Here is a 26,682-nt window from a genome sequence, read left to right on the forward strand (position 1 = left end):
CGTGTAGCCAAGGCACTTGGCTCGTCGTCGCAACATTGGAGCATAGCCATTCAGGCTGAAAGCTTGGTTTCGCCGCCGGCGCGCTGCAGGGTGAAATATGGCGCCCGCCTAAACTTTGGACTTCGGCGCGTCCGTAGCTGGATCAGTCCGGGTCGGAGACCTTTATCTCTCATCGAGGGTAGCCAAGACTCCCCGAGGCTTACGCGCTCGACAGTGCATGGCGAGGCCCCGCCGCTTTATTCATTGGCGGATCCAAGCTCCCGAGAAATACCCAAGTCAAAAAGGCCTTCGCGTCGGGAGTAAGTCTTCCCCAGGATTGGCGACCTCAGACTCAAGCCGAGGCCGTTTGTCTTGGATGCAAAAGGCTCTCCAAAGCCGCTTGCCAAACCGACCCCGTGCTCCCCGCCTTCCCGGTTTTCCTAGTTGCGCATTAGTTCGGATACTTTGAGCGCAGCCAAGCTGTGGAAATTGGTACAGCGATCGACGGCCAGGTTCGCCACATCAACTTTGGTTGTTGACGGATAGGACGACAGCAAAAACGTCGCACCGAGACAGCCAGCGACCGCCACTGCGATCAAGATCGTGCGCATAGGAAACCTCCTGGTCCCCCGATTTGAGGGTTGGTCCAACCGCCCGGTGAAAGGTTCAATGGATGGGCGATCGATCGTGCTTCACCTTGTGGTGGAGGTATCGCGTACACGCCGCGGGACACAATTGTTCACCAGCAAGAGATGAAGGGAGTGCGTCAGAAGCCTCATTTGAAACTCAACAGACCGAGTTGACTGGTACAAACAACCATTCAATTTAGGTTATTGGTGAGCTGCATAAGCGGATTTTGCGCGTTCATAGCAAGTGATGAGGTGTTTGTGATACGGATACAGAAACACACCTCCCTGCGCGAATCGGCTTCCAAACCTGCTTTCATACGCTCGAAATGCTTCCTCATCGTCATGTAGAAACATGATGTCGTGTAACGTCATATTGCGGATTGCCACCAGAGGAACCGGAGATCGCGAGATTGCGTTCCACTCAGGATTGTGGATCGCTTCTTCCCGGCAGCTCGGATGAAACTGACCAATCATCAAACCAGACTTGACGATCTTCGGCTTGATGGTCCGGTGGCACTCGTCGAGCGCCCCTAGGAATTTCTCCTCGATATTCGGGAATACGATGAGCAGCGCTTTTAGCGCCCGCTCATGCCGCGCAAAGGGGGGCGCCTCCTTGAAGGGATTGACGTATCCCAGGATTACGTCGGCAATCGACGCGGCATCTTCTCCGTTCAATTCGTTATGAAACACCATGTAGAGGGAGTTCGCTTTAATCGAGGCCTCCACATAGGGACAAACCGTCTGAGGCGGATAAGGACGCCTGACCTTTTCTTCCTCCTGTGCAAGATAGTTCCTGGCCCAGGCAAGGACTCGACTGGCGGAGATAACGTCTTCAGTCGTCACAAAGCTCTGAATCTTCGGCATTTTCCTTCAATCCCCGCGTACGGTGCCCGGTCAGATTTAAAGCGCCCTACATTAATACCTGGGGGATTTATTAATTCAACAAAATCATATATTGAATTTTCTCTAGATTACATTTAATCGCGTGGAATGACAATTGAAGATCGCAAACCATCGGCAAGGCAATCCAGCCGGAAGGTTCAACACAGGTTCGCCAGCCTGTCCTCAGCTGCCAATGAGCATGATTGAAGACGTGTACGCGCTGTCGCCCCTACAGCAAGGCATGCTGTTCCACAGTTTGTCGGCTCCCGGAACAGGGGTCTACATCGAGCAACTGCTCTGCGACTTGCACGAAGCAGTTGATGAAGCCTCTCTGCGGCGCGCCTGGAGAATGGTGGTCGCTCGTCATCCGGTTTTGCGAAGCCAGTTTCGCTGGATCGACGTCAATGAACCGCAACAGCAGGTGCAAGCACAGGTCGAGATCCCCTGGCAGCAACAGGACTGGCGCGGAATTCCAGATTCCGAACAGGATCGACGAATGGCTGATCTATTGGAGACGGACCGTCGTCGAGAATTCAATCTAGCGCGAGCGCCGCTGCTTCGTCTAACCCTGGTACGTTGTGGCGAGGCGAAGAACCGCCTCATCTGGACGTTTCACCACGCGCTGTTGGACGGCAGATCATTCCCGGCAATTCTTGGCGAAGTCTTCTCCTACTACGAGGCTCTCCGCGCTGGCACAGCAATAACGCTAGAGTGCCCCAGACCTTATCGGGACTACATCAAGTGGCTGCAAACACGGGAGTTCTCCAAGTCCGAAACGTTTTGGAGGAGCACCCTTAAAGGCTTCACGGCGCCCACTCCGCTGGTGGTGGATCGCTTGCCGACCAACGAGCGGAACGTCGACGTCCAGGGCGGCAATAAGGAGATCTTGTTGTCGCGTGAGATCACCTCCGCACTTCGTTCGCTTGCTGAGCAGAATGAGCTGACTCTCAATACGATCATCCAGGGTGCCTGGTCGGTGCTGCTAGGCCGGTATAGCGGCGAGGCGGACGTCGTGTTCGGAGTGACCAGGAGTTGTCGCCGAAGCACGATCGAGGGCGCTGAAGCCATGATCGGCTTGTTCATCAACACATTGCCGTTGCGCGTGTACGTGGACCGCGACGCCGCACTCATTCCTTGGCTTAAGGAAGTACGCTCGGCAATTGTGGCGATGCGCGAACATGAGCATACGCCGCTTGAGAAGGTGCAGGCTTGGAGCGATGTGTCAGCGGGCAGGCCGTTGTTCGAAAGCATCGTTGTATTTGAGAATCATCAACTGAACTCCCTGCTGCAAATGCGGGGACGGTCTTGGTCCACTCGGAAATTCCATCTCTTTGAGCAATCCAATTATCCGATCACCTTGGCGGCTTACGACGGGACCGAGCTATGCCTGAAAATTGGATTCGATCGCGGTCGATTGAATAGCGCGACGGCTGGCCGAATGCTCGGCCACTTACAAACACTGCTTGAGGCGATGGCAGAGAAGCCGAAGCAACGGCTCGGTGATTTGCCGCTATTGGGAGCGGCTGAGCGTCACGATCTGCTGGTCGCGTGGAATGAAACACTGGCAGATTACCCGAAGGATGGGTGCATCCATGAACTCTTCGAGGCGCAAGTCGATCGAACTCCGGACGCCGTGGCAGTGGAATTCGGCGAGCAGCGCCTGACTTATAGCGCGCTCAACCATCATTCAAATCAGCTTGCCCATCATTTGCGCGAATTGGGGGTTGGTCCCGAGGTTTTGGTAGCTATCTGCTTGGAGCGGTCGCCGGAGTTGATCATCAGCTTGTTCGGCGTTCTCAAAGCTGGAGGCGCTTATGTGCCAATAGATCCATCCTATCCACCGGCACGCATCGCATTTATGCTGAAGGACGCCAACGCGCCCGTTCTACTCACGGAGCGCAAGCTGAGCCGAATTCTGCCCGATCTTAAAGCGAACGCCGTCATTTTCATGGATGACCCTGCAGTCTGTGCGGGGAGCGTCGGCAACCCCAGCCGCGCTGCGAGCGGCTCGAGCCTTGCCTACGTAAATTATACCTCGGGATCTACAGGCAATCCGAAGGGGGTCATGATTCCTCACCGAGCGGTCAGGAATCTGATGACCTGGATGCAATCGATGTTTCCCTTGAACGAGGGCGATCGCGTATTGCAGCAGATTTCATTTAGCTTCGATCCCGCGGTCCTGGAAATCCTGGCGCCGCTCTTTGTGGGCGCGCGTCTGGTCCTGGCGCAGCCGGGCGGACATCGTGACCCAGCGTATTTGGTCCAAACGATCATTCGATGCCGGATTACTGTCATGCACCTCGTGCCGTCGACGCTGCGCTTGCTTCTGAAGATACCGGAACTCAAGGCCTGCCGAAGCCTCCGGCATGTCTTCTGCGGGGGCGACGTATTGACTGGAGAACTCGCCGGAGAGTTTTTTGGAATGGTCGGCGCAGAGTTGCATTATTTTTACGGACCAACCGAGGCCACAATCACCTCACTGTTTTACTCAGTCCCGCGTCAGCACGCTGACGACGTTGTTCCCATTGGCTTGCCAGTAGCCAACACTCAGGCTCACGTGCTGGATGCTCATATGCGGCATGTCCCCGTCGGCGTCCCTGGCGAGTTATATCTGGGTGGCATTCAGATAGCTCGGGGCTACCACAATCAGCCAGAATTGACGCGTGATCGATTCATTGGCGATCCTTTCAGCAAGGCGCCTGGAGCGCGGTTGTACAAAACCGGTGATATGGTTCGACGACTGCCGAATGGCATGCTTCAGTTTCTTGGTCGAGTGGATCATCAGGTAAAAATTCGTGGCCATCGCATTGAACTGGGCGAGATTGAGACGGTCGTGACCATGCATCCAGCGGTGCAGGAAGCGACGGTTGTGGCGCGAGAGAACTCAGCGGGGGACAAGAGACTGATAGCGTATGTGAGGCCGGCGATCTCGTCGGCTGGCCTAGGCGCCGAACTACGGAGCCTGTGCCGAGATCAACTGCCGACTTATATGATTCCTGCGGACTTCGTCTTCCTGGATGCATTTCCCACGACCCCTAACGGTAAACTGGACCGCGGGGCATTGCCATTGCCCGGTGTGAGGTCATCTCAGTCCGAGGAATTGTATGTGCCGCCAAGCACTCCGATGGAAGAAGCGCTTATCAGCATATGGTGCGAATTACTCGAGCTGAAGAAAATCGGTATCAAGGACGATTTCTTCGAATTGGGTGGACATTCGTTAATGGCTGTGCGGATGATCAACCGTATCAAACAAGTAACGAACGTAACCCTTGGGATTTCGGATCTCTACAAAAGTCCGACAGTGGAAGAGCTATCAAAGGTCATTGCTACCCGAGGGCTAGCGACACGACCGCCGGTAGTTGAAATGCAGAAGGGCAAGGCGGAGCGCCCGGTGTATTTCGTTTACGCGGGGCCGGATGAATTCGGGCTCGCCGAATTGCTGGATAACCAGGTGTTCGGGATCGATATGCGTCCTTGGCCCCTGCAATGGCGTGCCGCGGTCGCAAACAACCGGAAATCCGCCTTCCCCACAATCGAACAATTGGTTGCGCCATATGCAGCAGCCCTGAGTGCCCATTTAGCTTCGTCATCGTGTGTGCTCGCGGGGCACTCCTTCGCAGGGATCATTGCCTTCGAAATGGCTCATCAATTGCAAAAGCAAGGTCGCCGGGTAGATCTGGTGATGTTGTTCGATACCTCTGCGACATATCCAACTACGCGTGAAGTTGCTTGGCGGAAATGCCGACAAATTTGGAAGCAAGCTCCGAACGAGCTGTCCTCGCCATCAATCGCATCGCGCTTGCAGCGCTCATGGCAGATCGTCCACTGGATGCTCGATGAGGAAGCGCGGAAGTGGTTTCGAGGCATCTGGAGAGGACGAAGCACTTTTACCACCATGGTGGACGAGGACGGGGCTCCGTTGCCCACGAGGCTCGTAGAACGATTGTATACGAGGATCCTGCGGTCTTATCGCCCGCGCCTCCTTGACACTCGGGGGGTTCTTTTTCGGTCAGAATCGGGGGGCGGTATGCGGGGTTTGGATGACAGCCTGGGCTGGAAGGATCTGTTTCTTTCGGGTCTGGAAATCATACCCGTGAATGGAGATCATTTGTCGATGTTCCGTGAGCACAATCGAACGCTAGCTCAGAGGATCAACGCAACGCTGAAGCGATTTGGCACGATCTCGGAATGTGCCCAGATTGGGCCTCTACGTACGGGCCGAGCAGCAAGCACACAAGAGGGTAGTGCCTTCGACAATTCGGAGCCTGACACCCATCTCATTGATCAACATCGACCGGAGCATCACGAGGGCTTCGCCGATTGCGGAGGCGCTGATAACAGCGACGCTGCACGCCAGATTGCGTCCCGGCGGCAGGAAGTGGAAAGAAGGGCTGGCTAGGACGTTGGCTGCAAGTGAGCTGTGGGCGTGTCACCATTGCGCGTAATCGCGCGTGGTGAATTGCGGATTGCCCTTATCGTCGACCGAGCAGCCGTCGTGCAGTCCGGGTTGATAACTTCCCTCTTCGCCGCATTGTCCTTGCCTCCGCTTGACGCAGCCGAAAACGAAGTCCTTCCAGTTCTGTAACAAGTGCGATTAGACCCTGTACTCGGTCTCTCAGAATGGCCGAATAGTTGTAAACCTGACTTCGACTACTCATCAGCAGTTCCTAGAAACAATGGCCGAAATGACCGCGGCGCTATCGGGAAAACTATGCAATCGCAAGTAGGCGCATGATGCAAGGCAAAAAGGTTAAAGAGGCCTACTAATGTAGTGTGAACGAGCGTGCGCTCCTTTCGCTTTGGTTTCGGATCGAGTTTCACCTGAACCCTGCAGTTACAGCGCTTGCCAATCAGCCCTCAGCGTTCCGGACGAGAAGCCAAAAGGGTCCGGATCGGTGGGGCGAAATGCGGCTCGGAAATCCTGCGCCGATAGGAGGGTGGAAAGACCGCGGGCGTTTCATGGCGGACCCGACGCGGCTCGGCATCGAAAGCCACGAGTTCAGGCGTCTATAGCGAAATGGCCACACGTACAAAGGTTCCGCAGCTGCTGAAATGGATTTGGTGCTGCATCAGGCAGCCATTCGATTAGGATGGCGGAGTCATTGGATGGGATCGCCATGCGGTACAAAGCCTTCCTGGTGGACAGTAGCCGGCACCCGATCTGTGCCGCAAAGCTTGATTGCATCGACGAGCAGAGCGCGAGATATCGGGCCGAGCAAATGTCTGGCGAGCACGATGTCGAGCTTTGGGAAGGCGATCGGCTCATTGCGGTCTTTCGAACCCCCGGGGGACGTCGGGACAATTAGACGCTGAGCGACATCGGCTACATTGTTCGTCTGGAACGTGAACTATGTACGCTCCTGCGAAATCAGCTGCTATGGTTGTCGCTTAGCCGTCGTCGGCCGGCAGCGCATCTTTAATCCATCCGTCGCAGGATCTGCGCGATGCGCGCGAATACCACATCTTCGTACCGATCTTAACTTTTTGCACCAACATCAAGCTTAACGAGCGGCTCTGGTTGCGCAACGGCAATGCCCTGTTACGCTTTGGGTGCATCATGGCTGCGTGTTTGCGATGATCAGATATTCATCCTACGGCACGACAAACTTCTCGAGGCGATCTCCTGCGGTCGAGGATTGCGATCCACTTCGAGCGGCGTATGACGAGCTGTTGAAGTTACGCGAGAGCGTCGCCATCGCCGAAGCTAAAGCGGCGAAGCAGTCTCATGCCGGCTGGAAGGCAAATTGATCAAAAATGGCGGCTAAGCCGTTCAGGCAAAATGGTTCAGGCTTGGTCTGAAGGCTGGTTTCGCCCCTTTCGTATCTTGCCGCGCGCGCTATCTGCTTCTCATCGTGCTTGTCGCCGGATCCGGCTGAGGGACAGTCATGATCCAGCGGGCAACAGCAGGACTGTAATTCCGACCTTGAGCACTCCAGCGGCTGCACACTACGCAAACGGCTACTCCGGTCATGGCGCTTCTCTCGAAGTCGCCTAGCGAACAAATACTGAGCAATCTGAGTCTCCGCCTAGAGTCGTGGCATCGGAAATGGCGCCCATTATTTATATTAATATGAGAAAATTTAAATTGATAATAATTAAAAATTAAACTATAAATTTAAAGGAAAAAGCGGACGGTGGGCTTGTCGGGGCAACGACACCTACCGGCAAGCAGCAGGCCTGGCCGTTGGATATGGTGCGGATGTCAGAAGCCAGCGGAGGAGGGCAGCATGAACCCGCAGCGACTGGAGGATTGGTCCATTGATTGAGTCGTGGACGCTGCACGTAGAGGTCGATGGAGCTCTGGCCGCGAGCCTAATTCTAGAGTGAACGAACTTGAGAATCGTCGCGCGAAACTTGGGACTTTGGTATCGCCAGTCGGACAAGAATACTGATTCCCTTCGGTGATTATGCTTTTCAGGCTCCTGCTTGTCATCTGACAGAACTCCAAATTATTCGAGGCAGGATCTTGGACTTCGAGGAGAACACCACGCGCTGAGATAAGGGTACGTGGACACGACGACGAGAGGCCAGCCTGCCGCGCGAACCTAACACTGAGCTTTCCCAATTGTGAATGGGGGCTTTCAATGTCAAACTTCGTCGAAGATCTACAGATGCTCCGCTTGATCAGAGCATTTCAGAAAGTAACGGACCCGGCTGCTCGGCGTACGATCGTGATATTCGTAGAGGAGCAGGTGCAGAAGCAGGGCGCGAAAAAACCCGAGGATCGCATGAGCGGGCCGGCCTAGCTGGCGGTGCCTTGCCGGACTGTCTGGTTCGTTCGGCCTCCGTCGGCCTCAAATGAATGTTCGCTCGATAGTTATGCGATTTCGTCTCGACCCGGGGATCCGGGCAGCGCGTCGCCAGTCTTTCGTCCGTGCGATGCGCATTTGCCTGACTGCCTTCGAAGACACATCGTCGAAGTTGCTCGGCTGGTCTCAATTATGCAGCGCGGCCTTTCGGAAAAATCCGCCCCCGCGCCTTGCCTCAAGCTGAGGCCCCGAAAACCTCAATGTCTCAACAAGGTCTAAGCCGCAGCCGCGCTGCGGTTCACGGTTCAGAAGAACGCGGGTTGCCTGAGGTGACGAAACCGACGCGCCCGACGATTCCGCTTAGAGGGCTCTGCTATCAGTCAGAGGGCGGAGCAGCTAAAGGTAAGCCCGGTCGCTCCCCAGCGGTCTCAAGGGAGCAACAGTCTTGCTACCGCCGATTGGTTGCACTTTCCATCGCATGCGCCCACCCTATCGACGTCGTGATTCGGGGAATCATGTATCAGGACCAGTTCGAGAGAATGTCGATGGACGAGCTGTGGGAGCTCCACAGCATGGTCAATGCCATTCTTGCGGAGAGGCTGATTGCCAAAAAGCGCGCGTTGGAGACGCGGCTCAAACAGCTTCGATCGGAGAGCGGTGCCGCAGGCAGTTCATCGCTGAGGCGGGATCAGTGAGTGACGATGCATGGACGTCCGATTGAGCTGTCCGTGTCGTTGAACGGTTCTTCATTCGATAGAGATGTCCGCGTGCGCTGCGATGGCGGACATCGCCGAATGTGAGAAGGGCTTTCGGTCGCGGCTATACAGTCGAGCAACGTGCATCCGCAACGCTAATATCCCGCCGCTGCGGTTTTGCTTTGATTTCGATACACTTGACGTTGCGGAATGATAAACGGGCCCTGTGCTGCCCGGCATATTGACGAGAACCACGATTCCATGGCCGTTCGGCGGCGCTTTGGTGTCGTGCGCTCAGGCTCGCCTGCAGGCGTGCTTAGCTCCGTCGGATGGGTCCGCCCACGAAACGGTAGTCTACGGTGCTGTTTTTGGTCCAACCCCTTTGAGTACTGCATGAAGAAAGGCGCTTGCGTGGTCATACTTCGCCGCGCGATCGACCGCCTGACCGCTTGGGCCAAACGCGCGGCCGCCACTTATTGGATCATACACCCCGGCGGGATCTGATGCGGGATCGAGGAGGTCTTCGCAAGTGCTTCGAGTGGGCACAAAAAGCTTGTGCAGTCGAGATGCGTCGTAATGGTTTTCGTTGTGGTCTACAGCCGATAAATATAGCGCAATAAAGTCACGGAAATCGGCGCGAAATGTTGCTCGCTGGGCCATGAGTATTCTCTCCGCCCCGATCGATAACTCGAAAATCAAATCAAACAATACATGATTTGAAATGGGAGGGCGACGAGAAAATTGCAGTCCGCTTCGCGCGGTCGAGCGTTCCGAAGCCGAGCGACAGGGCATCGGAGAAAAGATACCGCGGACCGGTCGCACTAGCGTTGCGCTGTGGATCCTAACGTGCCCTCGCAACTCACTCAGCGGCTTCAGAGCTGGTCAGCTCTACCCGATCACCTTCGCGGCTTGCGATGCCCCTTGCGACGAGCCGATCAACTACCGCGTCGCTGATCCGCTTGGTCCCGAACCGCCAGCCGCCGCGGACGCGCTTGTTAAAAGGTCCAAGTTGCAGCAGCCGAATGTAACTACGATCCTCTGGCGAGAAAGTCATATTTGGCCCCCGGAAATTTAACACCACCCGCAGCTCTCCCCTATATTAAGAATAATCAATCGATCGCGACAAGTCTTAGCGATCACGGCCGAGGGGTATTTAAATGCCGGATGCACGAACCGCCGAGCTAAGAAGCTGTAAATCGTGGTGTCTTGGCCGAATAGGGTGCACCGATTGACGCGGGCGAGTGCCGCCCCTTGGGGAGATCAACGGGGTGGCTCAAGGGTACAGATGCCGATGTTCGTGGTGCGCTGCGGCTTTGTCTTCCTCAAGTACCGCCAAGAGGCACTGTGGACAGACCGAGAATTGTTTTTCAGTCACCGCCCTACCCAACGCGGATCAAGCAGGTTTCGATGTGCCATGCGCGTTCGGGGCGTATCGCCTCGCTCGCGAGGCGGCACGTCACAGACCGAGCGATGTTCTTCCGGCTCGCTGTACCGAGAAGCAGCGCTACGATGAATGCTCCCGTCTATGGCTTAACATAGGTCCAGCCCTGCTCTTCCAACTCCATCACCCGCACGACGCCGGACTTGACCACTTCAGCCTGGGGGATAATCGGGATGTCCTTGTTCTCAGCCTTCCGCATGTTCTCTTGGGTGTTGCCGCAGGCCTTGAACGAGACCTCCGGCGTGCTGAGCGCCATCGTTTCGATCCGCGCTTTCACTGGCGAGGTGTCTTCGCGGAACATGTGCAGCCCGGGACCGAACGCGATCACTTCGATCTTCACCTTGTCGCCGACGTCCTTGTAATATTGCGTGACGTTCATTGCATTGTTGAGCGTGAGGTTCATTGCTGCGGGATCATTTGTATTCACCTGGAGGACCAGATGGTGCTGCTTGCTATTCGCCATGGCGTGGCGATCCGTCCGGGGAGACGCCGCTTGATGGCGCGTCCGCGCACTCGCGGGCGACGTCGCACGCGTGTTTATGGTGCTCATCCCTTCCGTAACTGCCTGCTTTGGCGCCAGCCACGGACGGGTGTACTCTTGCCCAGCAGAGAACGACGCGCCAAGCAGGAGTGCGGCGATGCAGACGATGGCTATTCTTAGCATGTATCGAAACTTGCTCATGTTCCAATCTCCTATCTGAAAAGAAGTCTTCTATCGCTCACTAGTTGTTGGGCTTCGCGATCGCTTGCGGCCATTTGCATGTAGCGGCGATCTTCGCGCGCACCCTGTCCAGTCCGGTCAAAAAGAAAGAGGCGTCTAGAAATGCTTGTGTCGACCGGGAAAGTTGCACGTCAAGCTGGCCCTGGCTAGGAAGCGATTGTATCAAGGCCGCCGCATCAGTCTTGAACGCGACACCGCCTCCAAATGCTGGAGCAGCCGCAGGCAGCTGTATGACCTGGCCGCCATTAACCCGATAGGAAATGGCGTAGTCCTCACCGCGACCCGAAACATCAGATCCTGCGACCACGAGTTCCGTGCGTCCAGCGCGGCATCGGATCGAGAGCCGCATCGCACTGCCCACATCTTGGCGCGATGATATCGTCGCGGTGGCGATCGGTGAGAAATCGACGGGTGATCTCGTCTGGCCGACAACCCAGCCATCCTCGTTGCGCCCCAGAGGAATAGCAGACCTGATGGCCTGGGAGAGCTCGTCAAAGCATTTCAGCCGCTGCGCGCCTGCCATCCCCGAGCAGGCGCGAAGCTGTGCCGTCGGATGGTCCTCCCCCTGCGCTAAGGCTACGCCGCTCACAAACACGAGAACGGCTGAGTCGAATACGACGGCCCGTTTCATTGCGATGCCTGTGTCGCGGGTGGATGGGCATCCAGCCATGCTTGTGCGGCGGGGAAACGTGAAAGCCCAGGAACCGTCGCCGCAAGATTGATCGATTTCCACTTCGGATCGAAACCCGCGACCTGCAAGCTCTCAATCCGCGAGAACAGTCGATCGACAAAGCGCGCGACGCGCCCGAAGCGGTTCGACTTCGGAGCCCAATTGAAGGCGACCAGCGCCGTCGGCACTGCGATCGTCGGCACGCGCTCGCCTGGCTTGATCAGGCTGGGATAATCGCTCGCGTCGAGAAAGGCAGGAACATAATAATCCTCCAGCTTGCCATCATAGAGGACGGGAAGGAACTTGAACCCTGGATCCCAGTGACCGCGCACGAACGCGTCGACCGGCTTCGATGTGATGAATACAACTGCGGCGATATCGCCCTTGCGCATCTGCTCCAGTGCAACCTGATGTGGAATGAATGTCTGCTCAACGTCGAGGCCGAGACGACTGAAGATCAGCGGACCCGAATAGGCCGCGGCGGTGCCCTGGGTATTGAAATTCACCTTCTTGCCGACCAGATCGCTCAGCTTGGAAACCTCCGGTCGCACGAAGATGTGTAGCTCGGATGGAAATAGGTTGAGAACGTAGGCCAGCCTGCGCTGGATGTCGGGCACCTGGCTTCTGTACTCTTCGAGTACGTCGGAATTGATGATCGCAGCGTCAACACCGCGAAGGTAGAGCAATGAATTGACGTTTTCGGTCGGCCCCCGCGTCACGATCGGCAGGACGTGGAGATTATCTCCGTCATCGACGACGCGGGCCATCTCGGCGGCGAGTCGGATGGGGGCGCCTTCGATGAGGCCTCCAGCAAGACCGATCGTCCAGGCGTTCATCGTATCTTGCGGTTTAGGCGCCTGATGCACGCTAACGCCCTGAGCCTTGAAGCTTTTGGTACGCGCCTCAACCCAAGCCGGCCGTACGGTCAGCAACAGGGAAATCGAGGCAGCGAAAGCAAACAGCGTCCATCGACCGAAAGAAGAGTTCATTTGCCAGGCCCTCCGATGGATCTCCAATTTCTGTCCGCGCCGCCCCTCCTCAATCGCGGGTCAGCGCCGCGACGCGTCGAGCCGCTCTTCCGCTTCCTTGATGCCGCCGGCCCGTGCTCTTGCGTAGAGATCTCGCGCTTTCGCCGCATCGCCGACCGTCCCATACGCGCCCCATTTGCGAAGGACGATCGGGTCATAGGTCTCCGCAAGTGCGAAGCTTGCGTGCGCATCCCCGATCTCGGCGGCACGCTCGAGCACCGCGCGCGCCGAGGCGATATCACCCTGACCAAGCAAGACACTTGCCCGGGCTACGAGTCTTGCCACCTCTGCAGCATTCCCCGAATCAGGCCTGGCGTTCGTTCGCGTGGCGCCTAGGGTTGTCTGGGACGTCGCAACAGGCCTGATCGCGTCAGCCTCGAGCCGTTTGTCCTGCACGCCCCGACGCTTCGTGGTATCCCCGGACGCAGCATTCCGCTGCGATGCAAGCTCCCGTTCCAGCTGTGCGGTCTTTTCGCGCTCCTGCTGAAGCAATCTCAAGGAGACCGCCGACGTGTCCGCGGCAACCTGCCTCAGCCGAGTAGCTTCGGCGCTCGCCTGGGCGGCCTGCAACTCAACTTCCTGCCGGGCCGCCTCGAGATCATGCGCCAGCCGCTCGCCGCGTTCTTGCTCGTGTTGCAAGGACCTCCGCAACTCTGCGGTGCCGTTCTCCGACGCCTCCTGGGGAGTAGCCGCCCGATCAGCGGCCCTGCGGGCCTGAGCCTCATACGCGTAGATTGTGGCGTGCGCCATCGACAGATCGTTCTCGAAGGCCTCGGCCCGCTCGTGCTCTTTCTCCAACGACAGCTTGAGCTCCGCAGAGCTCTGCTCCGCTGTCTGCTTCATCCGGTTTGCTTCATCGATCGCTTTGGTCGCCAGCGCCGTTTGAGCTTCCACCTCACGCCGGGCCGCTGCCAAGGCTGCCTCCAAGCGGCTTGCGCGCTCTTGTTCGTGTTGCAGGACTTTGCGGAGCTCCGCCGTGGTGTCGTCCATGACCTGCTTGGCTCCGCTGGCGTCGTCTATCCCCTTTGCGGATGATGCCGTCTGCCTCTCGGCGTTGCTGCTGGCCGTTGTCAAAGGCCGTTCCAGTGGCCCGACATGCTCCTGTTCTTGTGGTGGGGAATTGGAGGTGCCAGAGCCGCTGTCCCACGCCGCATCGTTTCCTCTTGGGACCTTTTCGGTCTCAACCCTGTTCTGTTTTTCACTCTGAGCGAGCACCTCTGTGAGCCGCTTCTGTTCTGCCGCCCCGGCCTTTGCAAGACATGCGCTTACTTTTTCGCTGACGCCTGCAAGAGCACACCAAGCCTCATCGGCCAATTCCCTACAAGATTTGAAGGCGCTCAATATGTTGCCACCGCACGAGGACCGGTAGAGCACGATGTCGTCGCTCTTGGCTGTTCGATTTTTTTCGGAGCACTCCCGGCTCTTCTGCGCTGCTGCATGGGCGTAGTCGATCTGCTGCCGCTGATAGGTGGTGCACTCTTGTTGTGATTTCGGCTCCGCCGGCGGAATTGGCTGGTCGTCGGCAAGCAAGTAAGAAGCAGGGACGACCAGCGCTGGCAGCAGAAGCGTTATTGCTAAAGGACTTGAGCGAAACATCTGAGGACCATCGGGACAGCAGGGCAGTTCCTGGATTGCGTGGGATAAGCCCGTGAAATGGGTCGCCTCATGCCAATGAAGCTCCATCGAAAGTGTGTGCAGTATGGACAGTTCATCGATCTGTCGTTCAATTGCTTCCCACTATCCCAGCCGTGAAAAATGGCTCCGGCTGGATGGGGCTGGGCCACAATGCCCGAGCCAGAAGAGGCGCGGCTGGCGCGTTTAAGGCCTTTCGAACCTTCAGCCGTAAAACCCAATCCAGATTTAATTATTATATACATATCGAATTAAAGCAATATTTAATTGTCATGCTGGATACGATCCTACTGATGATGGGAATTGGAGCGAACCCCCTTGCCGTTCGCGTTCTGGGGCGTGCACAATCAGATCGGACGGAACTAGGGCGTCCGAGGTTCCGAGCGAAACTGGTAGCTCTGGTTCTGAAAAGAGCTGCGGTTCACGCTTTCGCAGCGCTGCTGTTCCCACGCGCGCTCCGGCAGGGCCGTCGGCTTCCTTTCCAAACCCTTTCCATCCTCAGTGCTGACCGGGTGCCTTGAAACTGCGTTAACAGTCCGCTCGCCAGCAAGCGGATGATGCTGCGCAATGGACGCGCCGTTGGTCTTTTCTGCGAGGGCCCAGCGTAAGGCGAACTAGTTAGTCTTGATCCTGAATACTTCAGCGACCATGCGACTAACGATCCTTGTAAGCGATTTCACTCGCTTCTCCATGACGACGAAGAGAAGCATCAGCCAAGTCGCGAGAGCTGAGCACCACAGCAGGGCTTCTAATGTTCTGGGCATAGCGCGACTCCCAAGATGCTTCTGAAATCACAAACAGCGTTGGCCGGACCGGTGGTCCTGGCAAGTCCTCGTAAAAGTAGCGGCGCCTTGACCCACTCGGCAAACGACACAACGCGGCAAAGGCGGAAACGAGAGCGCCCGAGAGCCGACAGTTGGCAGGACCGGCGCCCGCTCAGAGCTAACGGTTGCTGCAACAAAGCCATCCCAGAACCGCCGATGCCCTCGAACTCCATACGTTCGAAGGAGTCCTTCGCAAGCTCTGTCCTGATCGACTGTGTCGGCGAAGGACCTCGAGATCGCCCTTCTCGCCAGAAATAATCCTTACCGAACCGATTGTGCTTAGCCGCGCTCAATCGCGCCGACAGCCGCTCCGCACGAGGCACCGAGCGGCAAGGAAACGGCCCGGCACCCTTGGGGGCGTAAGCAGGGGGGCAGGAGGATGCCGGGGCCGTTTCTCGCAGGTCCTTGGCGCGTCCATCCGGCGCCAGCGACCACCAATCCTACCTCAAATTAAAATCATGTCCACAAATAATGTCGATTTAAACTTGATTATAAATCGACCGCATGAGTAAATAGCGAAACAGTCGAAATGATGCAGTTATCGAAGTCCTTTAGAGGTTCTGGCATGACCCGCTCCCCATCCATAGTGCCTCTCGTGGCGGCAGATCAGGACGTCTATCTTGTGCTTGAGGATTTCGGGAGCCGACTTGGGAGAGCTTGGTGCGAGACGGCCGAAGAGGACACCTCCCGCGCGACACTGGTGCGACGTTTGATCGATGGTCAGTACGAGCATCCCAGCCGCATCGTGGCGTTCAACACGGCGGAAGGATGGTCCCGTGATGTCACCACGGACATCGCAGATGAGCTGCGTCGCCGCTTTGTCGAGATCGACGAAGTGACTCCGGCGCTGCTGGAATTCTTGGAGAGAGCGGCGAGACATTGAGGCGGAATCGCTTTCGTAAACACTCTCTGTGTGGGGTGATGCGCCATCATATGCGAGCCGAACTCGTCTCCTCGCGCCGAAGGTGGTGCGCTGCCAACAGCGGCCCGGGACCGACTGATCGCAGGCCTCGGCCTCGCCGCATCGATGATCCGCAAGGCCGACTGTCGCGTCAATGCAGAGGTTATTCTGCACCTCGAGCCGAACCAGCCCGCAATCTCTGCTCAGGTAAGCTAGCGAGGGTGTTGGCCCGCTGCCCCCTATCAGACCTAACCAGCGAGACGCCAAAATATGCCACGCCCTGAATGCCCGCCGAGTCACTCTCTTCCCGGTGGGCGGACCATCCCGAGGGAAGATTTGCTTCGAGCGGTCGCGTTGGCGACCCTTAAAGCGGCGTTCTCCAGCCGACTGCTATGCTCGCTGAAAACCAGAATAAAGTACCCTCTGCCTATATAAAATAGTTATTAAATGTAATCATAATGGCTTGGACGTAAAAATGGAATTAGACTTCGAGAAAATAATACCAAGGGAGGAGTGGATGGACACCGTACGCCGCTTGCGCGCGATGGCACAGCTGTGCCGACAAACTGCAGCTCATCATCCCGATCGAAGTTGGAAGCTGCTCGCTGAGGCCGAGTATTGGGAGCATTTGGCCGACGGCGTACTTCTTGCGCGATCAGAGCGATGCGAAACGGGGTGCGCCACCATCAATTGAGTATTCCGAACGTAGCGCCGCGGCAGCTTCATGCTTCGGCGCTAGTCTGATCTGCTCATTTTGACGAAATGATATTCAAACCGAGTGATTGTCGACTTTCGGGCTCATGAATGAGATTGAACACCCCTGCCTATCCTGGCGGCTGACCGTTTGTAACCTGCGCGCAGCCTTCAACCCGACATCGGATTATAGAGGCATTGCAATCGCGCTATTTGGAATGGGCATGCTCGCCCAGCTCGATCGCGCATTTTCGCGCGTCAGGGTGGGCGAATCCGGGAGCGGCGTACGTCATGCTGCGTGCGGATTGACCACTGTGTAGCCTCGCAGCGAACGCGCGTGAATCCTCGTCGCGTGGCCTCCCGAGTTTGCATCATACGCCAGCCAAATATCGCCACCGATGTGCTGTTCCAAGACGAAGACGTGTCCGTGTCGCGCTGCCACCATACCGGGCGCTGGCGACGTCCGCGGGAAGCGCAGCCAATTGGCTGCGAGATTCAGTTCTGGCACGATGCGGCCAAAGACACGCATAGCCGCACCGCAGCCGCAGAAGGATTGAGGACAGCCCGCAGGGCGACCTCCAACGATTCGAGCGACTGGGACGTCTACTCTGCCCGCAGACATAGCCAATCTGTCAAACGGCCTTCGCTCAAGAACATGCAGTCCATAGGAAGATCGAGACAATCGCGCCGCACCTGGCAGTGAATAGGAAAAATCGCACGGCATTGTCACATTACATTCTGGCGGCCGGCTCGTGCGGAACGGGCGAGCTTGCGAGGAGATGGGCTCAATTGAAACAAGCAGGGACACAACAATTATTTGCTTAAACATGCAAGACTCCGGGGTTTAATTGGTCCTGCCCCGGAGATAAAGACCAGTGCCATTTTGGCCAAATTTAGTCACGCAGTGCGAACCGGAAGGTGGAATTCGTCAGGATCGGACTGCGAATTAGGCCAAATTAAATGCGGATCTCATTGGCCCTGGTATTTGCGCAGGCGGGTAGTCGGAAGGGGGCAAGCGCATACCAAATGCAACTTGGATCTCCCGCTATGCGCGATTTGGCAGCTACGACTTCTTCCGTGGCTTCCCGTCCGCCAAGCCATATATCTGTGCTCGCTATGGTTAGGTTGTCAGCGACGTATGCTGCGGCAACAAGGGTGCGCCGCGGTCAGCCGCCTCAATCGGCGGCGTGCCAGCTGCGTTGTTGCAGGGAGTCGTTCTCGCCGTGAGTCTGATCAGCCGCGCCGTGACCTTCGTTTGAAGGCTTGGCGCTTTCGCCGGCGAGCAAAAGCAGTTTTTGCATTTCAGCAAGGCGGGCGCGGCAATATTCGCGATAGAGCAGGTCGAATATGACGAGCATGGTCGCCTCCATCTTTGGAGCGCGCACCTATAGGAAATTCCCGCAAGTGCGGCGACGCACCTTAGCGCTCTCGTTTCAATTCCGTTGTGACCCCGTTCACAGCGGCGGCTGCTTTCCCGCAGGCAAACCGATCGTCCTTACTGTTCATGAAAAAGAGCAGGGCCGGTGACCAAAGTTCGTTGCACGAGGCAATCGGCGAGAGGCCCCGCTCGACTCCGCGGAACCATCTAAACAATTGATTGAACGCTTTTCGCAGCACGAGAGCCTGCAATGGTCAGAGGATACACCAAGAGATCGCTGCATTGAATTCAGTTAATGGTCCGATGATAGACATTGACCTCCCATTTAAATGTGGTCTATTTAATATCATTTTGATCACGCCAATCGAAAGCTGCATGGCGACTCAAGAACTGTCCGCAGCCCTGGAGCTTAATGATGGCCGAGATACGCAGTTTCAGGTCTGGAGAGCGGGAGGGAGGTGGGGACAGTAGCGCGCCGCGCCGTCTCGCAGCGATCATCGTCGGTGATATCGCCTCCTATAGCCATCTCATGCAGTTGGACGAGGAGGGGACCCACAAGCGTGTCAAACGCATTCAGCGCGATTTGGTGGAGCCGAGCATAAGCGAACACGAGGGGAGGCTCGTTAAGACGACCGGAGACGGCTTTATCGCGATTTTTGACAGTCCGGTTGAAGCGGTGCGTTGCGCAATCGTGATTCAGCAGAACTTGCTTGGCCGCAACGTCCCTTTGCCGAAGCATTCAAGAATCGAGTATCGGATTGGCGTCAACCTGGGTGACGTCATCGTCGAGCCGGACGACATTTACGGCGACGGCGTCAACATCGCCACGCGCATCGAAGGTCTTGCTGAACCGGGGCAGGTCTTCATCTCCGGCGCAATCTACGAGCAGATCAAACACAAGCTGGTCTGCGGCTATGAAGCGTTGGGAGACCGGCGCGTCAAGAACATCACCGATCCTGTGACGATCTACCGGGTCCTCCCCGATGCACAGGCAGTTGCAGGTCGACGGAATCGTCGCGAGACGATCCTGATCTTGCTGCTGGGCGTCACAAGTCTGGTCTTGGCGAGCAGCGTGCTGTGGTACCTGGTCCAGCAGCCGAAGGGTGGAGAGGGGCGGCAAGTTTCGGTTCCGTCTTCGACCCCCGTCGCTCCACTCACGCCGACAACTCCCAGTCTGGCTCAGTCTCAGCAGAGCCCGGAGGCGCCGGCATCGTCAAGCGTCAACGCGCCAACCATCGTGGCGAAGTCGAGCACACCCGTTCCGCAGGCGTCTCATGAGCCTACTCCGCGCGAGCCCGAGATGGTCCCGATTCCCGGTGGTGCGTTTGCAATGGGCAGCAACGATGATCCGACCGAACGGCCGATCCATCAGGTGACGGTGCGACCCTTCTCAATTGGCAAATATCCAGTGACGGTTCGAGAATGGAATGAATGCGCCGCCGCCAAGGCGTGCACCGTTACCGCAGCGGGAGACGACGAGGCGCCAGCGGGCAACCTGAGTTGGACGGATGCACGACAATATGTGACATGGCTGGCCAAGGTGACCGGCAAGCCATATCGGCTGCCGAGTGAAGCGGAGTGGGAATATGCGGCGCGCGCAGGCACTCAGTCCAAGTATTGGTGGGGCGATCGGATGATGCCAGGGATGGCGGGATGCAAGGATTGCGAACCGTCCTCGTCCACGGCTCCGGTCAAGGTGGGAAACTATCCGCAAAATCGGTTCGGTCTGTACGACATGGGAGGGACGGTCGATCAATGGACCGATGACTGCTGGCATAAAAATTATCAGGGCGCGCCGACAGATGGCTCACCCTGGATTACAGGGGACTGCGCCTCGCGCGTTATTCGGTCCGGCTCTTGGAAAAACGATGCCAGATACGTGCGTCCCTCGAACCGAGACAGCTATGACACTGGTGTCAGATATCCGACGCACGGCCTGCGCGTGGCCCTAGGTTCCTGAGAACTGGCAAGGAGGTACCGGATGAGGATTGTGGGTATGGTTGTCCTTGTAGCGCCGCTCTTGCTGACAGAAATGGCGCATGGGCAAGGTAAATCGGCTCCGAATGACGCGAAGCTGTACTTTATCTCGCCCGTGGATGGCCAGAAAGTCAAAAGCGGCTTTTGGGCCCGGTTCGGGCTGCGAAACATGGGCGTGACGCACGCGGGCGACGACTACGCGAACAGCGGTCATCACCATCTTTTGGTGGACGTTGACGAGCCGGTCGATCCCAAGGAGCCAATCCCGCAAGACAAATCTCACTTGCACTTCGGCGCCGGACAGACCGAAACGTATCTCGAACTTCCGCCTGGAAGGCACACTCTCCAGCTCGTTCTGGGCGACGCCAAGCACTACCCATTCGATCCTCCGGTCGTATCGGACAAAGTCACCGTCCGGGTCGGAGAGGAGGCTATCAAGCGGCGTCGCTGGCGTCGTCTGCACTAGGCGGCTCCTGGCTCGTGGCCGAAAATCTCGCGATACAGGCTCGCAAATTGTCCACGAACGACCCAAGAAAGCGTGCAACCCCGCGAGCCAAACTCCGATCGTGAGCCTTGCTGTTGGCAAGCGGCGAGGTTTGTTAATTAAAACCGAGAGCGCTCAGTTCGTAATAATTCCAGAAGCCTGTCAGCTCCGGGCGGTTCGCCTGCTTCGACATCGCCTAAACCGCGCTATTTTCATTGTATGCGGCGCTCGAACGAATTTTTGGAAGTAGATTTTTTATTTAACCGAGTTGGAGACAGCGATGCGACGACACGTCGTGAGACCGTGGAGCTATCAAGATCTGGCCTTATTGAGGACGCTAGCGCGAGAATTGCCCACCCGAGAACTTGCGTTGAGGCTTGAACGCAGTCCAGCTGCCGTCATCTCGAAGGCGCGAGAACTTAAGCTTTCCCTAAAAATCCCGAGGATGAGAAAGGGCAGTCTAGTCTAGCTACTTTAAAAAAATACACAAAATTCCTTGGCTTGAAATATATCCGATTGAACCCTTGGATTGTTTTGCTAAACTGACGAATAATTTCTTTGAATACGTCTCTCGATCCGATCCTTGTATCTTTCATTCTCCGGGGGGCACGATGTTTGATGCCGCTACCACTGCCCTGCTACGTGCAGTTCTGAACGAAATCTGTGATGGCGTTTCGCCTCACGAAACCGGTGCCCGTGCACATGTGGCATCCAAAATTCTCGAGGCCGCGACGAAAGGCGAAACATCGGCCGATGGCCTGATGCAGGTCGGCCGGAAAGCGCTGAGTGACGCTCCTACTATGTGGCGGTAGCCCCGCCCACGGTGCAGGGTTAGCGCAGCCCGGAGAATGATGCCAAGGGCTTTGGGCCAATCATCAGTTGGTGTGGTCTCCCCGGCTCGAGAGTCCTTCGGCGTGAACTTGCCGGAGTTTGCCCGCATCTGTCACCGCTTCGTAGAAGCGGAGTTAGCAGCATCAACCGCGCAGGCCCGGGAATTTCCGCTGGAGATGCTCCGGCGCGGGAAGGGGGCCCTAAACTGGCGGTGCTCGTGCCAGGTCCCGCTCAAGTCCGGCTGTGAGCGCCAGGAGTCGGGGCTTGACGGCTATCGCGAACCTGAGAGGTTGGAGACTATAGGTGCTGCCATCGAGTTCTGCTCATCTCGTCCTATACGTCTGAGCAGACCAAGGCCTTCTCGGCCTCCGCAAACATCGTGAATGGGGATGCATCGAGCATCGAGCTCCATGGCGCCGCGCTTTCGTAAAGCGGCCTCCAACTCGCCATATAGCCAGGGCGATCATAAAACCTGGGACCATCGATGCTCTCGAGGCTGACCACAAAAGCAAGGCCGTGAGTGCTTGCACTCCATATGTCCATGTGCGTGACAGAGCGACGGAAATGCAGTGGCATCGCAGAAACTCCTCAGCAGTATGGATGGTGGTATTCAAAACGAGAATGCTGGCAAGATCATATTTAAAATTGAAGACCTGCATCCATTTGAATTGCGCTGCTCGATGATCTGTTCAAGGACGGTCGGCCTGACCATTGCTGACGATTGAACCACGCTGCAGATGGACCAGCCTGCATTCGGCGGCGAAAACCCAGGGTAATGATAATAATGTGGATTATATCGCCCAACTCTTGCCGGTCACCCGGAGTAGATTAGATTGCCGCTTGCAGCGCAAACACGGTGTCTTGCTTTGGGGAGCTCATGACAAGTGACGACTTTAGATCCATGTGCACAGATGATCTGTGGATTTTGTATCAAGAAATCACGGATGTTCTGGCTGAAAAGATAGTCACCAAGAAAGCCGCATTAGAATTGCGCCTTTGTGAACTCGACACTGCCGAGAGGATGAGGGGTGTGCGAAAACGCCGCTCGTACCCGCCAGTTTTCGCCAAGTATCACAATCCAGATAATCTGGTGCAAAGTTGGTCAGGCCGTGGCAAGACACCTCTGTGGCTCAAAGCACAGCTTATGGCTGGAAATAGGCTGGAGGACTTCCTGATCGACCGTCCACGCGGCGAAGGCCGACGCAGGAGCGGATAAGGCCTCGTGCCTTCCCTCGTCATCCTCACGCTTCGCGCCAAGCGCGGCCACGAGGGGCTGCTTGCTCGCGTATCAGCACTATCAACGGAGTCCTTCATTACTGCCGATGGTGCGCCCATCACTGTCCATTAGGACAGTACTCAACACGCCTCATTCGGCAAGGCGGCCTTCACCAGACGGATACAAGTGCATGCTGGTGCGGGTCGGAAGAACTGGCCGCATGAGAAGGCCCAGATTGTCGCGGAAAGCCTCGAAGCCGGGTGCGATTGTAACGTATCCATCAGGTATGGCGTTTCGCGGTCACTGCTGCTGCGATGGCGACGCTCGTTTCGGCCGGAGCCGAAGGATGCCGCCGATCAGCCTGGCTTCGTACCGGCGGTGGTGGTCGCGGAATCGGGGCCGACGCCTTGTCTAGCAGCGGCGGGGCGATCGAGATCGAGTTTGCGACCGGAGCTCGGATGCGGATCACGGGTGCGGTCGACGCGGCGACGCTAAAGGCTGCCGTGGCCGCGCTGGCAGATGGACGCCTCCGGTGATCCCCATTGCGTCGGGCGTGCGGGTGTGGATTGCGACCGGCCACACTGATATGCGTCGCGGCATGAACTCGCTGGGTTTGCTGGTGCAGGAAGCCTTCAAGCGAGACCCGCACGGTGGCGACCTCTATGTGTTCCGTGGCAAAAGCGGCAAGCTGATCAAGATCCTTTGGCATGATGGGCTGGGCATGTCGCTCTATGCCAAGCGGCTGGAGCGCGGCCGCTTTCTCTGGCCGTCGTCGGCTGATGGCGTGGTGACGATCACCCCAGCCCAGCTTGGCTACCTGCTTGAGGGCATTGACTGGCGGATGCCGCAACATACGTGGCGGCCGCAGACGGCCGGCTGATCGCTGTGATTTGAATCGACGGCGCGACCAGCAGTCCGGACTGAGAGCGTGTCCGTGGCGGTGTGCATCCGGAGCAGCATCTGGCGGGCTATGCCGGACTGATGCAGGCCGACGCCTACGCCGGCTTTGGCAGGCTCTATGAGGCCAATCGCAAAGGTGGCCCGATCATCGAGGCCGCGTGCTGGGCGCATGGCAGGCGCAAGTTCTTTGATCTCGCGCGGCTCAGCAAGGCGCCGATCGCGGCCGGGGCGGTCAAGCGCATCGATGTCCTGTTCGCCATCGAGCGCGAGATCAACGGCCTTGCTCCGCAGGAGCGTTTGCGTGTGCGCCAGAAGCGCGGCCGCCCGCTCGTCGTCGAGCTGGAGGCGTGGTTGCGCGAGCAGCGCGCCAAGCTCTCCAGGAACAATGACACGACCAAAGCGATCAATTATTGCCATCAGCCGATGGGATGCATTTAGCCGCTTCCTTGATGACGGACGGCTTTGCATGTCGAACAATGCTGCTGAGCGCGAGCTACGGGCGGTCGCCGTGGGTCGAAAAAATTGGACCTTTGCCGGGTCCGACGAGGGCGGCTGGTGTGCGGCCGCCATCTACAGTCTCATCGCCACCGCCAAGCTCAATGACATCGACCCGCAGGCCTGGCTTGCCGACGTGCTGGCGCGCCTACCAGATCACCCCGCCAAGCGCATTGACGAACTGCTGCCTTGGAATTGGCAGCCTCAAAGCGTCGCCCACGCCGCATAGCACGATCAGCCTTCCGCCAAAAGCAGCCTAGCGCATGTTGTTTTTTTCCGGAATCGGGATTCCCACCGGCGGCAATATCTGATTCAAACTCCATGCTGGGGAACCGGTGCCAGCATGGATGACGCGACCCTATTCGGAAGATCTTAGCGCACTCGCTCTGGCGAGGGCTGACGCGGGCGAGACGGTTCGTTCGATTGCAGAGGCACTTCAGATCAGTAGCCGGCGGCCCGACCGCAAGCTCACGTCCGGCATGCCAGCAGCAGCGAGCAGCGGGCGAGACGATGGAAGGCGCGAGCGGGATCAGGCGATTTCGAGCGAGTGCTTGAAGTAGGCAATGGTCTCCTTCAGCCCGTCTTCGAGCGCAACCTTCGGCTCCCAGTTCAGGACTGCCTTCGCCTTGGTGAGGTCGGGCTGGCGCTGGCGCGGATCGTCCTGCGGCAGCGGCTTGAATTCGAGCTTGGAGCGCGAGCCAGTGAGCTTGATGACATTCTCGGCGAGCTCGCGGATCGTGAACTCGGAATTGTTGCCGAGATTGATCGGGCCGGTGACCTCTTCCGCAGTCGCCATCAACCGCATGATGGCCTCGACGAGATCGTCGACATAGCAGAACGAGCGGGTCTGATCGCCGTCGCCGAACACGGTGATCGGCTCGCCCTTCAGCGCCTGGACGATGAAGGACGAGACCACGCGGCCGTCATTGGGCTGCATGCGCGGGCCATAGGTGTTGAAGATGCGCGCGACCTTGATCGGCAGGCCGTGCTGGCGCCAGTAGTCGAAGAACAGCGTCTCGGCGCAGCGCTTGCCCTCGTCGTAGCAGGAGCGGATGCCAATCGGATTGACGTTGCCCCAGTAATCTTCGGTCTGGGGATGAATCAGCGGATCGCCGTAAACCTCGCTGGTCGAGGCTTGGAAGATACGCGCCTTCAGCCGCTTGGCGAGGCCGAGCATGTTGATGGCACCATGCACCGAGGTCTTGGTGGTCTGCACGGGGTCGCGCTGGTAGTGGATCGGCGAGGCCGGGCAGGCCAGGTTGAAGATCGCGTCGACCTCGATGTAGAGCGGGAAGGTGACGTCGTGCCTGACCGCCTCGAATAGCGGATTTGCGATCAGATGGGCGATGTTGCGCCGGCTGCCGGTGAAATAATTGTCCGCCGACACCACCTCGGCGTCGGCATCGAGCAGTCGCTCGCAGATGTGCGATCCTATGAAGCCGGCGCCTCCCGTTACGAGGATGCGGCTATTCTTGTAGCTTTCAAACGGCATGATCGGTTCCATTGTCCGCGCGGCGGGGGCGGGCTGAGTGGTATCGGCAACGGTCGGACTGGCCAATAGCGAAGTGGGTTTGGGTTGAGGTATTTAATCACCCCTACTGTGCAGGGGTTGTTTTCGCATTTTCTTGCAGCCGGGGCGCGCGGCGATGCGCGGCTAGTCTAGCCGGGGCCTTCGCCGGATGCGTACATTGTAACCGATGTCGCCCGCCGCTATGGCTGCCCGGCCCAGCAGGTGCGTGACAGGCGGTGCCCGGCTGCGGTTGCGCGGCTCTTGAGCGCATCGCCCAACGTACGCAGTTGAAAAGCGCTCCGCGGCAGTCCCATCAGCGAAAAAGCTCGAGCTTGCAACGCAAACCGCCGCTGCTCGGTTGCCCCGATGTAGCGGCGGTCGTTGTTCGAGCGTGACTTGGCTTAGCTAATCACTCCGGTGCTTACCGAAACCAAAATGGCCACCAACCACGACGAGGGATCGGCTGGGCCTGTGCCTTCATGGCTTGGACCTCTTCGACGGGACGAAGCTGCGGGCCATAGACCGCGGGGGGATAGACGTCGTCCCAAAACACATAGCCGGTCTGGACGTAGGCCGCGCGATGGTGCGATGGGGCAAGCGCCAGTTCTGCGGCCGGAGCCATGGTTGTACTCATGGCGATGCCGAGTACGGAAAGGGCAATCGATGGAACAAGGGCACGGAGGCTCATTGCATGGAATCCCTATTAAAATGAGACGGGCAATAATGCTACGGGTTCCGAAAGGTTGCAAGGGCGCGCGGTCGCACCAAATGCCGCGGACAATCTGTCTTCGGGGCATGGAGCCCGTGCGCAGTCGTGATCGGCCGGATCAGAGCGCCGAGCGCCATATCAGGAATCGTCGTGCAACTCCGAAGGGATAAGTGCAGGTGTGCGGTGAAGATCGAGTCCGACGCTGCACACCAAAGATCTCACGTGATCAATCTTTCGGCGCCAGAAATCATGATGTCGACACACTACTCACTCTTGATGAGTGTCAGATTCCTCAGGACGCATTCAATGGTTTCTGCCTCTGTCTCCGCATCGTTCTT

19 protein-coding genes and 2 pseudogenes are annotated in these 26,682 nt (G+C 57.6%); 10 read left to right on the forward strand and 11 right to left on the reverse strand.

What is annotated here, in order from left to right; all coding sequences use genetic code 11:
- Positions 1–419 precede the first annotated feature (419 nt).
- Together XH98_RS38220 and XH98_RS38225 are read right to left on the reverse strand one after the other, a co-directional pair.
- On the reverse strand, positions 420–590 hold the full coding sequence (locus tag XH98_RS38220) for a hypothetical protein (protein ID WP_271621642.1): 171 nt from the start codon (positions 588–590) through the stop codon (positions 420–422).
- A 219-nt stretch (positions 591–809) separates the two neighbouring features.
- Complete coding sequence (locus tag XH98_RS38225; protein ID WP_271621643.1) at positions 810–1,472, reverse strand: DUF6875 domain-containing protein; 663 nt, start codon at positions 1,470–1,472, stop codon at positions 810–812.
- A 133-nt stretch (positions 1,473–1,605) separates the two neighbouring features.
- On the opposite strand from XH98_RS38225, the gene XH98_RS38230 reads away from it, so the two are divergent.
- Together XH98_RS38230 and XH98_RS38235 are read left to right on the forward strand one after the other, a co-directional pair.
- Positions 1,606–5,889 carry an amino acid adenylation domain-containing protein gene (locus XH98_RS38230; protein WP_271621644.1) on the forward strand — a complete coding sequence of 1,428 codons (4,284 nt, stop codon included), beginning with the start codon at positions 1,606–1,608 and terminating at the stop codon, positions 5,887–5,889.
- A gap of 2,895 nt (positions 5,890–8,784) precedes the next feature.
- The gene (locus XH98_RS38235) at positions 8,785–8,934 is read left to right on the forward strand and encodes a hypothetical protein (RefSeq protein WP_271621645.1); all 150 of its coding nucleotides are present in this window, start codon (positions 8,785–8,787) and stop codon (positions 8,932–8,934) included.
- Between the two features lie 354 nt (positions 8,935–9,288).
- Here XH98_RS38235 and XH98_RS38240 read toward each other — a convergent pair whose 3' ends face one another.
- The 5 genes from XH98_RS38240 to XH98_RS38260 all read right to left on the reverse strand — a co-directional run bounded on the left by XH98_RS38240 (position 9,289) and on the right by XH98_RS38260 (position 14,390).
- Positions 9,289–9,594, reverse strand: a complete 306-nt coding sequence (locus tag XH98_RS38240) for a hypothetical protein (RefSeq protein ID WP_271621646.1) — start codon at positions 9,592–9,594, stop codon at positions 9,289–9,291.
- A gap of 863 nt (positions 9,595–10,457) precedes the next feature.
- Positions 10,458–11,057 (reverse strand): DsrE family protein, encoded by a 600-nt coding sequence (locus tag XH98_RS38245; RefSeq protein ID WP_271621647.1) that lies wholly within the window; start codon positions 11,055–11,057, stop codon positions 10,458–10,460.
- 40 nt (positions 11,058–11,097) lie between these two features.
- Positions 11,098–11,727, reverse strand: a complete 630-nt coding sequence (locus tag XH98_RS38250) for a hypothetical protein (RefSeq protein ID WP_271621648.1) — start codon at positions 11,725–11,727, stop codon at positions 11,098–11,100.
- A complete protein-coding gene (locus XH98_RS38255) occupies positions 11,724–12,755 on the reverse strand; it encodes a TAXI family TRAP transporter solute-binding subunit (RefSeq protein ID WP_271621649.1) in 1,032 nt (343 codons plus the stop codon). The genes XH98_RS38250 and XH98_RS38255 overlap by 4 nt, the downstream gene beginning before the upstream one ends.
- A 60-nt stretch (positions 12,756–12,815) precedes the next feature.
- Positions 12,816–14,390 carry a hypothetical protein gene (locus tag XH98_RS38260; RefSeq protein ID WP_271621650.1) on the reverse strand — a complete coding sequence of 525 codons (1,575 nt, stop codon included), beginning with the start codon at positions 14,388–14,390 and terminating at the stop codon, positions 12,816–12,818.
- A gap of 1,425 nt (positions 14,391–15,815) precedes the next feature.
- On the opposite strand from XH98_RS38260, the gene XH98_RS38265 reads away from it, so the two are divergent.
- Positions 15,816–16,133, forward strand: a complete 318-nt coding sequence (locus XH98_RS38265) for a hypothetical protein (protein WP_057747554.1) — start codon at positions 15,816–15,818, stop codon at positions 16,131–16,133.
- A gap of 1,000 nt (positions 16,134–17,133) precedes the next feature.
- Here XH98_RS38265 and XH98_RS41340 read toward each other — a convergent pair.
- Positions 17,134–17,433 (reverse strand): annotated as a pseudogene (locus XH98_RS41340) (hypothetical protein); the annotation flags it as partial.
- A 586-nt stretch (positions 17,434–18,019) separates the two neighbouring features.
- Positions 18,020–18,202: a hypothetical protein gene (locus XH98_RS38275; RefSeq protein ID WP_271621652.1), complete on the reverse strand. Its 183-nt coding sequence runs from the start codon at positions 18,200–18,202 to the stop codon at positions 18,020–18,022.
- A gap of 435 nt (positions 18,203–18,637) precedes the next feature.
- Between XH98_RS38275 and XH98_RS38280 the strand changes: the two genes are divergently transcribed.
- From XH98_RS38280 to tnpC, 7 genes and pseudogenes are all read left to right on the forward strand, one after another.
- Positions 18,638–20,182 (forward strand): SUMF1/EgtB/PvdO family nonheme iron enzyme, encoded by a 1,545-nt coding sequence (locus XH98_RS38280; RefSeq protein WP_271621653.1) that lies wholly within the window; start codon positions 18,638–18,640, stop codon positions 20,180–20,182.
- Between the two features lie 21 nt (positions 20,183–20,203).
- Positions 20,204–20,665, forward strand: coding sequence for a DUF4399 domain-containing protein (locus tag XH98_RS38285; protein WP_271621654.1), 462 nt, complete (start codon positions 20,204–20,206; stop codon positions 20,663–20,665).
- Positions 20,666–21,294: 629 nt separating this feature from the next.
- On the forward strand, positions 21,295–21,495 hold the full coding sequence (locus XH98_RS38290) for a hypothetical protein (RefSeq protein WP_220006295.1): 201 nt from the start codon (positions 21,295–21,297) through the stop codon (positions 21,493–21,495).
- 588 nt (positions 21,496–22,083) lie between these two features.
- Positions 22,084–22,239 carry a hypothetical protein gene (locus XH98_RS38295; protein WP_271621655.1) on the forward strand — a complete coding sequence of 52 codons (156 nt, stop codon included), beginning with the start codon at positions 22,084–22,086 and terminating at the stop codon, positions 22,237–22,239.
- A 152-nt stretch (positions 22,240–22,391) separates the two neighbouring features.
- Complete coding sequence (locus XH98_RS38300; RefSeq protein ID WP_271621656.1) at positions 22,392–22,730, forward strand: H-NS histone family protein; 339 nt, start codon at positions 22,392–22,394, stop codon at positions 22,728–22,730.
- Between the two features lie 532 nt (positions 22,731–23,262).
- Complete coding sequence (gene tnpB, locus XH98_RS38305; RefSeq protein WP_271621657.1) at positions 23,263–23,610, forward strand: IS66 family insertion sequence element accessory protein TnpB; 348 nt, start codon at positions 23,263–23,265, stop codon at positions 23,608–23,610.
- A 47-nt stretch (positions 23,611–23,657) separates the two neighbouring features.
- Positions 23,658–24,354 (forward strand): annotated as a pseudogene (gene tnpC, locus XH98_RS38310) (IS66 family transposase); the annotation flags it as partial.
- Positions 24,355–24,654: 300 nt separating this feature from the next.
- Here the strand turns inward: tnpC and XH98_RS38315 are convergent.
- The gene (locus XH98_RS38315) at positions 24,655–25,617 is read right to left on the reverse strand and encodes a UDP-glucuronic acid decarboxylase family protein (RefSeq protein WP_220006279.1); all 963 of its coding nucleotides are present in this window, start codon (positions 25,615–25,617) and stop codon (positions 24,655–24,657) included.
- A gap of 439 nt (positions 25,618–26,056) precedes the next feature.
- A complete protein-coding gene (locus tag XH98_RS38320; protein ID WP_271621658.1) occupies positions 26,057–26,323 on the reverse strand; it encodes a hypothetical protein in 267 nt (88 codons plus the stop codon).
- Positions 26,324–26,682: the final 359 nt, after the last annotated feature.

It is taken from the genome of Bradyrhizobium sp. CCBAU 51745 (assembly GCF_028128715.1).
Taxonomy (GTDB): domain Bacteria; phylum Pseudomonadota; class Alphaproteobacteria; order Rhizobiales; family Xanthobacteraceae; genus Bradyrhizobium; species Bradyrhizobium manausense.

Coding starts and splice junctions, on each gene's coding strand:
- XH98_RS38285 (WP_271621654.1), top strand. CDS start 20,204: ATGAGGATTGTGGGTATGGTTGTCCTTGTAGCGCCGCTCTTGCTGACA.
- XH98_RS38250 (WP_271621648.1), bottom strand. CDS start 11,727: ATGAAACGGGCCGTCGTATTCGACTCAGCCGTTCTCGTGTTTGTGAGC.
- XH98_RS38300 (WP_271621656.1), top strand. CDS start 22,392: ATGACAAGTGACGACTTTAGATCCATGTGCACAGATGATCTGTGGATT.
- XH98_RS38255 (WP_271621649.1), bottom strand. CDS start 12,755: ATGAACTCTTCTTTCGGTCGATGGACGCTGTTTGCTTTCGCTGCCTCG.
- XH98_RS38220 (WP_271621642.1), bottom strand. CDS start 590: ATGCGCACGATCTTGATCGCAGTGGCGGTCGCTGGCTGTCTCGGTGCG.
- XH98_RS38320 (WP_271621658.1), bottom strand. CDS start 26,323: ATGAGCCTCCGTGCCCTTGTTCCATCGATTGCCCTTTCCGTACTCGGC.
- XH98_RS38225 (WP_271621643.1), bottom strand. CDS start 1,472: ATGCCGAAGATTCAGAGCTTTGTGACGACTGAAGACGTTATCTCCGCC.
- XH98_RS38275 (WP_271621652.1), bottom strand. CDS start 18,202: ATGCTCGTCATATTCGACCTGCTCTATCGCGAATATTGCCGCGCCCGC.
- XH98_RS38245 (WP_271621647.1), bottom strand. CDS start 11,057: ATGAGCAAGTTTCGATACATGCTAAGAATAGCCATCGTCTGCATCGCC.
- XH98_RS38290 (WP_220006295.1), top strand. CDS start 21,295: ATGTTTGATGCCGCTACCACTGCCCTGCTACGTGCAGTTCTGAACGAA.
- XH98_RS38260 (WP_271621650.1), bottom strand. CDS start 14,390: ATGTTTCGCTCAAGTCCTTTAGCAATAACGCTTCTGCTGCCAGCGCTG.
- XH98_RS38315 (WP_220006279.1), bottom strand. CDS start 25,617: ATGCCGTTTGAAAGCTACAAGAATAGCCGCATCCTCGTAACGGGAGGC.
- XH98_RS38240 (WP_271621646.1), bottom strand. CDS start 9,594: ATGGCCCAGCGAGCAACATTTCGCGCCGATTTCCGTGACTTTATTGCG.
- XH98_RS38280 (WP_271621653.1), top strand. CDS start 18,638: ATGGCCGAGATACGCAGTTTCAGGTCTGGAGAGCGGGAGGGAGGTGGG.
- XH98_RS38235 (WP_271621645.1), top strand. CDS start 8,785: ATGGACGAGCTGTGGGAGCTCCACAGCATGGTCAATGCCATTCTTGCG.
- XH98_RS38265 (WP_057747554.1), top strand. CDS start 15,816: ATGACCCGCTCCCCATCCATAGTGCCTCTCGTGGCGGCAGATCAGGAC.